Annotated in this window: 13 protein-coding genes; all 13 read right to left on the bottom strand. The window is 43.0% G+C overall.

Going from position 1 to position 13506, the window contains the following annotated elements:
• Positions 1–6: 6 nt before the first annotated feature.
• Positions 7–996 (bottom strand): flotillin-like protein FloA, encoded by a 990-nt coding sequence (floA, locus tag ES017_RS05320; protein WP_021095112.1) that lies wholly within the window; start codon positions 994–996, stop codon positions 7–9.
• A complete protein-coding gene (locus ES017_RS05315; protein WP_021095113.1) occupies positions 993–1655 on the bottom strand; it encodes an NfeD family protein in 663 nt (220 codons plus the stop codon). Before ES017_RS05315 ends, floA begins: the two co-directional genes overlap by 4 nt.
• A 92-nt stretch (positions 1656–1747) precedes the next feature.
• A complete protein-coding gene (locus ES017_RS05310) occupies positions 1748–2191 on the bottom strand; it encodes a GatB/YqeY domain-containing protein (RefSeq protein WP_003393899.1) in 444 nt (147 codons plus the stop codon).
• 14 nt (positions 2192–2205) lie between these two features.
• Positions 2206–2379 carry a 30S ribosomal protein S21 gene (rpsU, locus tag ES017_RS05305; RefSeq protein ID WP_003393897.1) on the bottom strand — a complete coding sequence of 58 codons (174 nt, stop codon included), beginning with the start codon at positions 2377–2379 and terminating at the stop codon, positions 2206–2208.
• A 99-nt stretch (positions 2380–2478) separates the two neighbouring features.
• On the bottom strand, positions 2479–3831 hold the full coding sequence (gene mtaB / locus ES017_RS05300) for a tRNA (N(6)-L-threonylcarbamoyladenosine(37)-C(2))-methylthiotransferase MtaB (protein WP_021095114.1): 1353 nt from the start codon (positions 3829–3831) through the stop codon (positions 2479–2481).
• 10 nt (positions 3832–3841) lie between these two features.
• Positions 3842–4591 (bottom strand): 16S rRNA (uracil(1498)-N(3))-methyltransferase, encoded by a 750-nt coding sequence (locus ES017_RS05295; RefSeq protein ID WP_042534245.1) that lies wholly within the window; start codon positions 4589–4591, stop codon positions 3842–3844.
• A 14-nt stretch (positions 4592–4605) separates the two neighbouring features.
• Positions 4606–5544, bottom strand: a complete 939-nt coding sequence (prmA, locus tag ES017_RS05290) for a 50S ribosomal protein L11 methyltransferase (RefSeq protein WP_171334831.1) — start codon at positions 5542–5544, stop codon at positions 4606–4608.
• 23 nt (positions 5545–5567) lie between these two features.
• A complete protein-coding gene (dnaJ, locus tag ES017_RS05285; RefSeq protein ID WP_021095117.1) occupies positions 5568–6689 on the bottom strand; it encodes a molecular chaperone DnaJ in 1122 nt (373 codons plus the stop codon).
• A gap of 131 nt (positions 6690–6820) precedes the next feature.
• On the bottom strand, positions 6821–8638 hold the full coding sequence (gene dnaK, locus ES017_RS05280; protein ID WP_042894013.1) for a molecular chaperone DnaK: 1818 nt from the start codon (positions 8636–8638) through the stop codon (positions 6821–6823).
• 13 nt (positions 8639–8651) lie between these two features.
• A complete protein-coding gene (gene grpE, locus ES017_RS05275; protein ID WP_042534243.1) occupies positions 8652–9233 on the bottom strand; it encodes a nucleotide exchange factor GrpE in 582 nt (193 codons plus the stop codon).
• A 66-nt stretch (positions 9234–9299) separates the two neighbouring features.
• Positions 9300–10334 carry a heat-inducible transcriptional repressor HrcA gene (hrcA, locus tag ES017_RS05270; protein WP_021095119.1) on the bottom strand — a complete coding sequence of 345 codons (1035 nt, stop codon included), beginning with the start codon at positions 10332–10334 and terminating at the stop codon, positions 9300–9302.
• Positions 10335–10411: 77 nt separating this feature from the next.
• On the bottom strand, positions 10412–11554 hold the full coding sequence (hemW, locus tag ES017_RS05265) for a radical SAM family heme chaperone HemW (RefSeq protein ID WP_171334830.1): 1143 nt from the start codon (positions 11552–11554) through the stop codon (positions 10412–10414).
• Between the two features lie 47 nt (positions 11555–11601).
• A complete protein-coding gene (gene lepA, locus ES017_RS05260) occupies positions 11602–13428 on the bottom strand; it encodes a translation elongation factor 4 (protein ID WP_021095121.1) in 1827 nt (608 codons plus the stop codon).
• Between the last annotated feature and the right edge of the window lie 78 nt (positions 13429–13506).

The following is a 13506-nucleotide window of genomic DNA, read 5'->3' as shown; positions in this document are numbered from 1 at the left end:
TATTCCTCACTTTTTCTCGTCATCCGGATGTTGTGTCAATTTCCCAATGGAATCACGCATGTTCGTATCTGCCATAATGTTTTTTAAGTTCATGTAATCCATCACACCAAGTTTACCGGAACGGAGCGCTTCCGCCATCGCAAGCGGCACTTGCGCTTCCGCTTCCACAACTTTCGCCTGCATTTCTTGCACGCGCGCTTTCATTTCTTGTTCAAGCGCAACTGCCATCGCCCGACGTTCTTCCGCTTTCGCTTGGGCAATCTTTTTATCTGCTTCCGCTTGGTCTGTTTGCAATTCAGCACCAATGTTTTTCCCGATATCAATATCAGCAATGTCGATGGATAAAATCTCAAACGCCGTTCCTGAGTCTAGCCCTTTTGCTAATACGGTTTGTGAAATCATATCTGGATTTTCAAGTACTTTTTTATGATCGTCCTGGGACCCGATCGTAGAAACAATCCCTTCCCCTACACGTGCAATAATCGTTTCTTCTCCCGCACCACCAACTAATCGATCAATATTCGCACGTACAGTGATGCGTGCTTTCGCTTTCACTTCAATACCGTCCATCGCTACACCAGAAATAAACGGTGTTTCAATGACTTTTGGATTGACGCTCATTTGTACCGCTTCTAATACGTTTCGACCAGCTAAATCAATTGCCGCACAACGTTCAAACGTTAAATTAATATTCGCTCGCTGCGCAGCAATTAACGCATTAACGACACGGTCGACATTTCCTCCCGCTAAATAATGGCTTTCTAATTGGTTCGTTGTGACATCAAGCCCTGCTTTTTTTGCCTTAATTAACGGATTAATGACACGCGATGGAATGACGCGACGCAACCGCATCCCAATGAGGGTAAAAATGCTAATTGGCACACCCGAAGCAAGTGCGGAAATCCAAAGCATAACGGGAACGAACGAAAAAAATACAGCTAGCAACACAAGCCCTAACGCAAGCGCAATAATAAATAAAAGTTGATCCGGTGTCATACGATTTCCTCCTCTTTTTTACATTCTCGAACGACAACTTTTAACCCATCTACATCAACAACTTCAATCGGACGATGTCGTTCAATATATTCCCCTTCTGTGACGACATCTACACGTTCGTCATCAATGAGCGCCGTTCCTGCTGGCCGCAATACAGTGATTGCCACTCCGCACTTTCCGATTAAATCAACGCGCGCTTCATGAGACACATACCCTTCTTCATTCCGTTGTTCATCAGTAAGCACGATTTTTTCAAAAAGCGCCATCTTTTTTTTGCTCACTCGACTGAGCCATATGCCCATCATAATCGCACTCACGACAGCTACGGCTAATGACACTGTAACGAACGGGGAATGTTTTGCGGCTAAAAATAAGCTCCAGACGAGCGTACCAAGCCCGAAAAAGCCAATGACTCCTCCCGGCACAAACAACTCAATGACTAACAAAATAAGGCCAATCGCAAACAACATCATCGCCCCAACGGTTGTTAAACCAGCTACTAAATGCGATGAGAAAAAAAGTAAAAAACAAATGATGCTTACAGTTCCTTTCCATCCCCAACGCGCATCGTACAGTTGCCAAACGAACGTGACGCTGCCGGCAATTAACAAAAGCGCGGCGAGAAATGGATGGGTGAAAACAACAATTGGACCGGCCATGCTTTTTCCTCCCTTCACACTTATTATGTACGTATGAAAGAAGAAAAAGTTTCAAAAATCAAAAAAACACCTTACGATATCGTAAGGTGTTTTTAGCTTAAATGTTGTTGAACAAGCTTGTTGACGAGCGAGCCGTCCGCTTTTCCTTTCACTTTCGGCATGATCGCTCCCATTACTTTACCCATATCCGCTTTTGAGGAAGCGCCGACTTCGGCAATCGTTTCTTTGACGATTTGCACTAGCTCTTCTTCGCTCAACTGCTTCGGCATGTAAAGTTCAAGAACCGTAATCTCTTCCTTGACTTTATCAACAAGGTCTGTGCGACCAGCTTTTTCAAATTCTTGGAGGGAGTCTTTACGCTGTTTTAATTCGCGAGAAAGTACGGTTAATTCTTCATCTTCGGTCAACGTTTTGCCAAGTTTAATCGCTTCGTTTTGCAAAGCGGATTTCACCATGCGAATGACCGACAATTTGTCCTTCTCTTTGTTTTTCATCGCTTGCTTCATATCATTGTTCAAACGTTCGAGAAGACTCATAAATACACCCTCTTTTAATATTTGCGCTTTCTAGCCGCTTCAGACTTTTTCTTACGTCTTACGCTTGGCTTTTCATAGAATTCGCGCTTTCTTGCTTCTTGCAACGTACCTGTTTTTGAAACCGCACGTTTGAAGCGACGAAGAGCATCTTCAAGCGACTCGTTTTTACGAACGATCGTTTTCGACATCCTACTTCCCTCCCTCCGAACAAAACCGCTAATCCTTGGTACATGTGGAACATGTACTTTCAAAGTATAATATAACCAAGTTCATAAGTCAACTTCTTTTTATGAGCTTAACCGAACGATCTCATGATGATCATTTATCACGCGCACAAATTCCCCTTCATTATACGGATAACCTGCTTTTGTAATTTTCACTTTAACAAGTTGACCGACCATCTCTTCTGTTGCTGGGAATTTTACTTTTAAGTAGTTGTCCGTATAGCCAACATATAAGCCGCTTGTTGGATCTTCTTTGTACAGCTCTTCTGGAATAACTTCAAGCACTTGTCCTTCAAACTTCGATGCATACTCTTTCGCTAGCTGATCAGAAAGTGTAATTAAGCGATGAACGCGCTCATTTTTCACTTCCTCATCTACTTGATCTGGCATTCTTGCTGCTGGCGTGCCTGTCCGCTTCGAATATGGGAAAACATGCAATTCAGAAAAACGTTGTTCACGAATAAACGTATATGTCTCCATAAATTCTTCTTCCGTCTCACTCGGGAAGCCGACAATGACGTCGGACGTAACAGCTAAATCTGGAAATACTTCACGCAAACGCGCTAACCGTTCCGCAAAAAATTCCGTTGTATATTTGCGACGCATCCGCTTCAATACCGTATTTGAACCCGATTGCAACGGAATGTGTAAATGGCGGACAATTTTATCAGATTGTTTCAATACCTCGATCACTTCATCGGTAATTTGGCTCGCTTCAATCGACGAAATACGCAATCGTTTTAATCCTTTCACTTGCTCATCAATATCGCGCAACAACATGGCGAAATTATAGTCTTTCATATCTTCACCATATCCGCCTGTATGAATGCCTGTTAGGACAATTTCTTTATAGCCTGCGTCAACGAGTTGTTGCGCTTGGCGAATGACTTCTTTCGGATCGCGTGAACGCATTAAGCCACGCGCCCATGGAATAATACAAAATGTACAAAAGTTATTGCATCCTTCTTGGATTTTAAGCGATGCGCGCGTTCGATCTGTAAATGCAGGCACATCCAATTCTTCATATACGCGCGTTTTCATAATGTTGCGCACACCGTTAATCGGCTCACGCTGTTGTTTAAACTGCTCGATGTACTCTAAAATTTTTCCGCGATCTTGTGTGCCGATGACGATATCGACACCTGGAATAGCCATCACTTCCGCTGGAGAAGTTTGCGCATAACAACCTGTTACACAAACGACCGCATCTGGATTGCGACGCACTGCACGCCGAATGACTTGGCGGCTTTTTTTATCGCCTGTATTCGTGACTGTACATGTATTAATAACATATACATCGGCATGGCTTTCAAAATCTTTTCGCTCATATCCTGCTTGTTTAAACAATTGCCAAATCGCTTCTGTTTCGTAATGATTTACTTTGCATCCTAACGTATGAAATGCAACCGTTGGCATATATATCACCTCACTTAAGTTCCCATTCATAAGACGCCGCTGACAACGCATATAACGGTGCCGTTTCCGCTCGTAAAATGCGCGGTCCAAGACTACATGTCATGAAACTATGTTGTTTTAATAACGTCACTTCTTGCTCGGATAAACCGCCTTCTGGTCCAAAAACAAGAAGAAGTGACTCACCTTCATTCATCGTTTGAAGAAGGTGGGCAAGTACACTGTGCCTTCCTTCTTTCGCTTCTTCTTCGTAAGCGATACATGTATAATCCATGTCGTTCGCCCACGCAATGAGTTCACGAATCGTCATCGGAGCATAAACAGACGGCATATATGCCCGGTGAGATTGTTCAGCTGCTTCTTTCACAATTTTTTGCCAACGTTCCACTTTTTTATCGCCTTTTTTCTCGTCCCATTTGACAATCGAACGGGATGTGATGAGCGGAAGGAAGCCTCTCGCTCCAAGCTCTGTTCCTTTTTGTAAAACGAGTTCGTATTTATCTCCTTTTAACAGTCCGCTTGCGACATAAATGTGCACAGGCAGTTCAACATTTGCCTCTATCCATTGTATAATACGGCATCGGACAAAATCATTGGAAATTTGTTCGATCTCACAAAGCATCGTTTCACTACGCTCATTACAACAAAGAAGACGATCACCTTCATTCATGCGCATGACCCGCCCAATATGATGGACGTCGTCGCCAGAAATCATGATGTGATCGCCAACGATTTGCTCGTTACGTACGAAATATCGTTGCAACGCGAACACCCTTTTTATTGTTTTTTCGCAATAAATGCGATCCAATCTTCCATCGTTAACGTTTCTTCAATTGTGAAACCAGCGCGAAGAAGACCTTCTTTCACTTCTTGTTTTTTCGTTTGAATAATGCCCGATGTAATAAATACGCCTCCCGAACGCAACAAACGATACGCATCATCGACAAAACGAAGAATAATTTCAGCTAAAATGTTCGCAACGATGACATCTGCTTGCTCATCGACTCGATCAAGTAAATTGTTTTGCGAAACGGCGACGACATCGTGCACTTTATTTAACTTCACGTTCAATTTTGCACTTTCTACTGCGACAGGATCTAAATCGAGCGCATGAACGCGTTTCGCTCCTAACATCGCAGCAGCAATACTTAAAATGCCTGAACCCGTACCGACATCGACGACCATATCACCTTGTTTGACCGTCTTTTCAAGCGCTTGAATACACATTACTGTCGTCGGGTGCGTCCCTGTGCCGAACGCCATGCCTGGATCTAATTCAATAATTAATTCGTCGCTTGAAACGGGTTCATACGTTTCCCATGTCGGAACGATCGTAAATCGCTCAGAAATTTTGACCGGATTGTAATACTTTTTCCACGCTGTCGCCCATTCCTCTTCGTTCACTTCGCTAATCGTAATTTTGTTTCGTCCAATATCGATGTTATATAACATTAAATTGTTAATCGCCTGTTTAATTTCTTCGACTGTTTCACCTAAAAAGCTATTTACCGGCAAATACGCTTTAATAATAACTCCTTCTTCGGGGTAATCGTCAGGATTGAGTTGGTAGATTTCCCCGTAAGTCGTTTCTCGTTCTTTCGTTAATTCAAACGGATCTTCAATGACGACGCCACCCGCACCTGCTTCGTGTAAAATATTTGAAATCGCCTCGACCGCTTCGTGTGTTGTATGAATGCTTATTTCAGACCATTTCATGATCTACCAACTCCTCCTTCACGTTACTCCCCTTTAAATGCTCGCTTCACTTTCGCAAAAAAACTATCTTCTTGTCCATTCCCTTGACTGAGTTGTTCAAACTCACGCAACAATTGTTTTTGACGTTCGGTTAACTTCGTTGGTGTGACAACACGAACGCGAATATGTTGGTCTCCTTTTCCATATCCATGCACATTCGGTACGCCTTTTCCTTTTAAACGGAATTTCGTACCTGTTTGCGTACCTGCTGGAATTTTCAATTTCACTTTTCCATACAACGTCGGTACTTCAATATCCGCACCAAGCGCGGCTTGCGTAAACGTAATTGGCATTTCACAATAAATATCATCGCCATCACGTTCAAAAAACTCATGCGGTTCGACATAGAAAACGATGTACAAATCTCCAGGCGGTCCACCGTTTATTCCTCGTTCACCTTGACCTGCTAAGCGCAATTGTTGACCGTCATCGACACCGGCAGGAATTTTGACGTGAATTTTTTTCCGTTTTTTCACACGACCTGTTCCATGACATGTCGAACATTTTTCTTTAATAAAGTGTCCTGTGCCACCGCAATGATGACACGGGCGACGATTTACGATGCGACCAAACGGCGTCGCTTGTTCAATCGTTAATTGACCTGTACCGTGACAATGTGCGCACGTTTCTTTTTTCGTTCCTGGCTTCGCTCCAGAACCATGGCACGTATCGCACGTGTCTTCACGTGGAATTTCAATGTCCGTTTCTTTTCCAAAAACCGCTTCTTCAAATGTAAGTCTCATCGTATATTGCAAATCTGCCCCTGCACGCGGCGCGTTCGGATCACGTCGACGCCCACCGCCAAAAAAGCTACTAAAAATATCTTCAAAGCCGCCAAACCCACCGAAGTCAAAATCAGCCCCGCCAAATCCACCAAACTGTTGATTCGGATCCGTATGGCCGAATTGATCATAGTGGGCACGCTTTTGGTCATCGCTTAACACTTCGTATGCTTCTTTAATTTCTTTAAACTTTTCAGCTGCATCGGGCGCTTTGTTAATATCTGGATGATACTGTTTTGATAACTTTCGATATGCTTTTTTAATTTCTTCTTTTGTTGCGTTTTTACTCACGCCGAGCACTTCATAGTAGTCTCGTTTACTCATGATCACCCACTCCCGACTCGTTCACATGAACGTAATTTTATCATTGTCTGAACTTGTTGCGCAATATATTTGATGTTTCCATAGCAAAAAAGTCAAAGCCAAGGCAGGCCTGACTTTGACTTTTTGTTTGTTTACTTATCTTCTTTCACTTCTTCAAATTCCGCATCGACGACGTTGTCGTCTTTTTTGCCTTCGCTTTGTTGTGCTTGCGCTTGTTTAGCCGCTTGCTCGTATAGCTTAACAGAAAGCTGTTGCACAACTTCTTGCAACGCGTTTTTCTTCGCGCGAATGTCTTCGATATCTTTGCCCTCAAGCGCTGCTTTTAATGCATCTTTTGCTTCTTGCGCTTTTTTCACATCCGCTTCGTCTACTTTTCCTTCTAATTCTTTTAGCGTTTTTTCTGTTGTGAAAATGAGATTGTCTGCTTCGTTGCGAAGTTCCACTTCTTCTTTTCGCTTCCGGTCTGCTTCTGCATTTTCCTCTGCTTCTTTAATCATGCGTTGAATTTCTTCTTCAGACAAACCAGAAGAAGATTTAATTGTAATCGATTGCTCTTTATTTGTACCTAAGTCTTTCGCGCGCACATGCACAATACCGTTTGCGTCAATGTCAAATGTCACTTCAATTTGCGGTACACCGCGCGGAGCTGGCGGAATGTCTGTTAATTGGAAGCGACCGAGCGTTTTGTTATCGGCAGCCATCGGACGTTCACCTTGTAAAACGTGAATGTCTACAGCCGTTTGGTTATCTGCTGCCGTTGTGAAAATTTGCGACTTGCTTGTCGGAATAGTTGTATTGCGTTCAATTAATTTTGTAAAGACGCCACCCATCGTTTCAATACCGAGCGAAAGTGGTGTCACGTCTAATAATACGACGTCTTTTACGTCCCCTGCGATTACTCCACCTTGAATCGCTGCACCGATCGCAACAACTTCATCTGGGTTTACCCCTTTATGAGGCTCTTTGCCAATTTCTTTTTTAATCGCTTCTTGAACAGCCGAGATGCGCGTTGAACCACCAACAAGAATGACTTTGTCGATATCTGCAGGCGTCAATCCAGCGTCTTTTAACGCTTGACGAACAGGTCCCATCGTGCGCTCAACTAAGTGCGCCGATAATTCTTCAAATTTTGCGCGCGTTAACGTCATTTCTAAGTGAAGTGGACCGTTTTCATTTGCGCTAATAAACGGCAATGAAATTTGCGTTTGCATCACGCCAGAAAGCTCTTTTTTCGCTTTTTCTGCCGCGTCTTTTAAACGTTGCAACGCCATTTTATCTTTTGATAAATCGATGCCATGTTCTTTTTTGAACTCCTCAACTAAATAATCAATAATGACTTGGTCAAAGTCGTCACCACCGAGGTGGTTGTCACCAGCCGTCGCTTTGACTTCGAATACGCCATCACCTAACTCAAGAATCGATACGTCAAACGTACCTCCACCAAGGTCGTATACGAGAATCGTTTGATCTTCGTCCATTTTATCTAATCCGTATGCTAACGCAGCCGCTGTTGGCTCGTTAATGATGCGCTCGACTTCTAAACCAGCGATGCGGCCAGCATCTTTTGTCGCTTGACGTTGCGCATCGTTAAAGTAAGCTGGAACAGTAATCACGGCACGTGTGACAGGTTCACCTAAGTACGCTTCCGCATATGATTTTAAGTATTGCAAAATCATCGCAGAAATTTGTTGTGGTGTATATTCTTTTCCTTCTACTTGTACTTTATAGTCTGTACCCATATGGCGTTTAATCGAAATGATTGTGTTTGGGTTCGTAATCGCTTGACGTTTTGCGACTTCGCCGACTAAACGCTCACCGTTTTTAAACGCAACGACAGATGGTGTCGTGCGACCTCCTTCTGGGTTTGGAATAACTTTTGGCTCGCCGCCTTCTAACACAGCGACGCAAGAGTTTGTTGTGCCTAAGTCAATGCCGATAATTTTGCTCATACGTAATCCCTCCTCATTGATTTACTTTGACCATTGCTGGACGAATGACACGATCTTTTAATTTGTAGCCTTTTTGGAATTCTTCCACAACTGTATTTGGCTCATAATTTTGATCATCCACTTGCATCACTGCTTGGTGCACATGCGGGTCGAACGGTTTTCCAACCGATTCAATGACTTCGACCCCTTCTTTTTTGAGCGCTTCAACTAATGAGCGATAAACCATTTCCATTCCTTGCAATAACGACTTTGCTTTTTCATCTTCTACTTGCACTTGTAACGCGCGTTCAAAGTTATCTAAAATCGGCAACAAATCGGAAACTAAACTTTGCGCGCGGTATTTTTCAGCAGCTTCCATATCTAAACGCACACGGCGACGATAGTTGTCAAAATCGGCATGCAGGCGAAGTAAACGATTTTCTGTTTCTGCTAACTTCGCTTCCAATTGAGCAATTTTTTCATATGCAAGCGCTAGCTCATCTTGCTCTTCTTGTTGTGTTTCTTCACTTTGCGCTTGCTCCTCTTGCGCTTGCTCGTCTTGTACGTCTTCCAATTGTTCAACCGTTTCATCATATGTACGCTGTTCTTTCTCCATCTTCTCACCTCCCTCAAGCACTTGAAAAGCGGATGGGGAAATTCCCCATCCATAATATTGACATCGCTAATCTTTTTGATACCACACCGATAACACCTTCGACAAATCCGTCGCAACAAGGTTTAATAGTGAAATGACGCGCGAATATTCCATACGAGTCGGTCCAAGAACAGCAATCGTACCAAGCTTTTCTCCATCGACAGAATATGTCGCTGTAATTAAACTGCAGTTTTCCATTCCTTCTACATCGTTTTCTGTGCCGATTTTCACTTGAATGCCTTGTTGCTTATGCTTTCTTAACAAACGATAAAACTCTTTTTCTTGTTCAATGACATTCAGCAATGCGCGAAGCTTATCGATGTCGCTAAACTCCGGTTGACGAAGCATGTTCATTTTTCCGCTTAAAAACATTTGCGCAGGCGCGTTTAAATCTAAAGAAGACGAAATCATTCGCAACATGTGGTCGTAGCTTTGGATATGTTCGCGAAGCACGTGCGCAACTTCTGTTTGAATTTTATCTGTTAAATCTTCTAAAGGTACACCTGTCAACCGCTCGTTTAAAATGTTAACCATCTTTTCGACGTCTGATGGCGGAATAGACGGTGGGAGCGTCACGACGTGCTTTTCTACATACCCCGTATCCGTCACAATAATGGCAACGGCTGTTTCTGCATTTAGCGGAACGATTTGAATCGTTTTTAATTTATGTTCTTTCACCGAAGGACCGAGAACAACGGTTGTATAGTTCGTCAAGTCCGATAAAATTTGCGCCGATTTTTCAATGAGCTTTTCTAATTCATATATTTGTTCATGGAAAATGGACTGGATCGTTTGTACATCTTTTTGTGTTAACTGGACAGGTCGCAATAAATGGTCAACGTAATAACGATATCCTTTTTGAGAAGGAACGCGACCAGAGGAAATATGCGTCTTTTCAATAAAACCTAGCTCCTCTAAGTCCGCCATCTCGTTACGAATCGTTGCTGAACTAAACGTAATTTGCTCTTTTTTCGATAACGTTCGTGAACCAACAGGTTGCCCAGAACGAATAAAATCATCGACAATAATTTTTAAAATTAACAATTGGCGATCTGTTAGCAACGCTCATCACCTCTGTTAGCACTCTAATGAAGCGAGTGCTAAATCTACTATTAAGGTATCAAATTGCACTTGTCGTGTCAAGATGAAACGCCAAGAAACGATTGAAATACTTCATTTCCAAGCAATTTGCCGCGATGAGTAAGGAAAATTGCTTCCTCTGTCTCTTCAAGCAATCCGTTTTGTTTTTGCAAGGCAATGGCTTCACCGAACACGTCATGCACCGTTTTTCCATATCGCATGAAAAATTCATTTTTATTAACCCCTTCGATTTTTCGTAAACCAAGAAACATATGCTCTTCCATTTGCTCTTCTTTTGACACAACATGCGTGTCCACATGTGGCAACTGCCCGTGCTCAATGAGCTGTATATATTTTTTAATCGGTCCAGCGTTTACATGTCTTATGCCGTTCATATAGCTATGAGCACCTGCGCCAAATCCGTAGTAATCGTCGTTATTCCAATATGTCATATTATGACGGCTATCAAACCCTTTTTGAGCATAATTACTTAGTTCATATTGTTTATATCCATGTTGCTCCATCTGTTCCATAATCATTTCATACATATATGCTTCTTCTTCTTGACTTGGCAACGGCAACGTCTGTCTTTTCATTAAGTTGTAAAATACTGTTTTTGGCTCAATAATGAGCGAGTAGGCAGACACATGTTGAATCGGCAGCGAAAACGTCACACGTAACGTTTCTTTTAGATGGTCGATCGTTTGTGTCGGCAATCCGTACATTAAATCGATATTTATATTATGAAAGCCGAGCTTGCGCGCGCGCTCAATCGTCTCGATCGCTGTTTCTTTCGTATGGGTACGTCCGATGCGTTGGAGCAGTTCACGATCGAACGTTTGCACGCCAAAACTGAGGCGGTTCACTCCCCACTGCTTAAGCACGTATAACTGTTCATCGCTCACTTCATCCGGATTCGCTTCAACGGTGAACTCGACATCAGAAGCGAGCGAAACGATGCGGTGAATGGCACGCAATAATCGATCGAGCTGTTTGGTGGTCACCGACGTCGGTGTTCCTCCTCCGATAAATACCGTTTGCAATTGCGATGTCGGAACACGTTCAAACGTCCGTTCCATTTCGATAATTAACGCATCGATATAAGCGTCAACCGGTTGCTGATGTAAAAATACTTTATTGAAATCACAATAATGACAAATGTGCGTACAAAACGGAATATGAATATATGCTGCTTGAATCATTTGCTTCACCCTTTTCTATGCAAAAAACCGCAGAAACATTCTGCGGTTTATTTTTGATCGTCCATCTTTAACACAGCCATAAACGCTTCTTGCGGCACTTCAACGGAGCCGACTTGTTTCATGCGCTTTTTCCCTTCTTTTTGCTTCTCAAGCAACTTTCGCTTACGAGAAATGTCTCCACCGTAACATTTCGCTAATACGTTTTTGCGCAACGCTTTAATTGTTGAACGCGCAATAATTTTATTGCCGATGGCAGCTTGCACAGGTACTTCGAACTGTTGGCGCGGAATTAAATCTTTTAACTTTTCAACGATAACTTTTCCGCGATCGTATGCTGAGTCGCGATGGACGATAAACGATAAAGCGTCGACTTTTTCACCGTTTAATAAAATGTCCATTTTTACAAGTTTAGACGGCTTATAGCCAATCAACTCGTAGTCAAACGATGCGTATCCTTTCGTGCTCGATTTTAAAATGTCAAAGAAGTCGTATACAATTTCAGCAAGCGGCAATTCATATGTGAGCGTCACGCGCCGCTCGTCTAAATATTGCATATCGCCAAAAATGCCGCGTTTCTTTTGGCATAGTTCCATGACAGGACCGACGAAATCGTTCGGTACCATAATCGTTGCTCTCACGTACGGCTCTTCGACGCGGTCAATTTTTTGTGGATCTGGCATGTTTGACGGGTTATCGACCGCTAACTCTGTTCCGTCCGTTAAATACACTTTATAGATAACGCTTGGCGCTGTCGCAATAATATCAATGTTAAACTCGCGCTCTAAACGCTCTTGAATAATTTCCATATGCAAAAGACCTAAAAAGCCGCATCGGAAACCGAAACCGAGCGCTTGGGACGTCTCTGGTTCAAACTGCAACGCCGCATCGTTTAACTGAAGCTTTTCTAACGCCTCGCGCAAATCGTTGTACCGTGCTGTATCGATTGGATACAAGCCGCAAAACACCATCGGATTTAAACGACGATATCCTGGAAGCGGTTCGCTTGCCGGATTGTCCGCATGCGTAATCGTATCCCCGACGCGCGTATCACTTACGTTTTTAATCGATGCCGTTAAGTAGCCCACATCGCCAACGGTCAATTCATCAACGATTTTCGCCTTCGGTGTAAATACCCCAACTTCAACGACTTCAAATTCTTTTCCTGTCGCCATCATTTTAATTTTTTGGCCCGCTTTCACCGTTCCTTCGACAACGCGGATGTATGCGACAACGCCGCGATACGGGTCATAAAGCGAGTCGAAAATAAGCGCTTTAAGCGGGGCATCTGGATCTCCAGATGGGGCAGGAATTTTTTGAACGATTTGCTCTAAAATTTCATCAATTCCAATGCCAACCTTCGCTGATGCTAATACAGCTTCTGATGCGTCAAGACCGATCACATCTTCAATTTCTTGGCGAACACGCTCAGGGTCCGCACTCGGTAAGTCAATTTTATTAATGACCGGCAAAATTTCTAAATTGTTATCAATCGCTAAATATACGTTAGCAAGCGTTTGTGCTTCAATGCCTTGCGCCGCGTCAACGACTAAAATCGCTCCTTCACACGCCGCTAAACTACGCGACACTTCGTACGTAAAGTCGACGTGACCAGGTGTATCAATTAAATGTAAAATGTAATCTTCTCCATCTTTCGCTTTGTAATGAAGTTGAACTGCATTTAATTTAATCGTAATGCCGCGCTCGCGCTCTAACTCCATCGAATCGAGCGCTTGTTCTTTCATTTCGCGTTCAGATAGCGCACCCGTCTTTTCAAGAATGCGGTCGGCAAGCGTAGATTTGCCATGGTCGATATGTGCAATAATCGAAAAGTTGCGAATGCGATCCCTTCTTTTTAATCTTTCTTCACGATTCATCTATGTTCCACTCCTATAATTTCCGAAATACGCTAGCTTTGATTATAGCAACAACGTTTGCAATATTCAACGCAAAAT

This window comes from Anoxybacillus sp. EFIL, assembly GCF_013096955.1.
In the GTDB taxonomy this organism is placed as follows: domain Bacteria; phylum Bacillota; class Bacilli; order Bacillales; family Anoxybacillaceae; genus Anoxybacillus; species Anoxybacillus ayderensis.
This window is presented reverse-complemented; position numbering and strand designations above follow the sequence as displayed.

Excerpts from the sequence above, each read along its gene's own strand:
- lepA (WP_021095121.1), bottom strand. The coding sequence starts at position 13,428 with ATGAATCGTGAAGAAAGATTAAAAAGAAGGGATCGCATTCGCAACTTT.
- floA (WP_021095112.1), bottom strand. The coding sequence starts at position 996 with ATGACACCGGATCAACTTTTATTTATTATTGCGCTTGCGTTAGGGCTT.
- rpsU (WP_003393897.1), bottom strand. The coding sequence starts at position 2,379 with ATGTCGAAAACGATCGTTCGTAAAAACGAGTCGCTTGAAGATGCTCTT.
- dnaK (WP_042894013.1), bottom strand. The coding sequence starts at position 8,638 with ATGAGCAAAATTATCGGCATTGACTTAGGCACAACAAACTCTTGCGTC.
- ES017_RS05310 (WP_003393899.1), bottom strand. The coding sequence starts at position 2,191 with ATGAGTCTTCTCGAACGTTTGAACAATGATATGAAGCAAGCGATGAAA.
- ES017_RS05315 (WP_021095113.1), bottom strand. The coding sequence starts at position 1,655 with ATGGCCGGTCCAATTGTTGTTTTCACCCATCCATTTCTCGCCGCGCTT.
- dnaJ (WP_021095117.1), bottom strand. The coding sequence starts at position 6,689 with ATGAGTAAACGAGACTACTATGAAGTGCTCGGCGTGAGTAAAAACGCA.
- prmA (WP_171334831.1), bottom strand. The coding sequence starts at position 5,544 with ATGAAATGGTCTGAAATAAGCATTCATACAACACACGAAGCGGTCGAG.
- grpE (WP_042534243.1), bottom strand. The coding sequence starts at position 9,233 with ATGGAGAAAGAACAGCGTACATATGATGAAACGGTTGAACAATTGGAA.
- hemW (WP_171334830.1), bottom strand. The coding sequence starts at position 11,554 with ATGATTCAAGCAGCATATATTCATATTCCGTTTTGTACGCACATTTGT.
- mtaB (WP_021095114.1), bottom strand. The coding sequence starts at position 3,831 with ATGCCAACGGTTGCATTTCATACGTTAGGATGCAAAGTAAATCATTAC.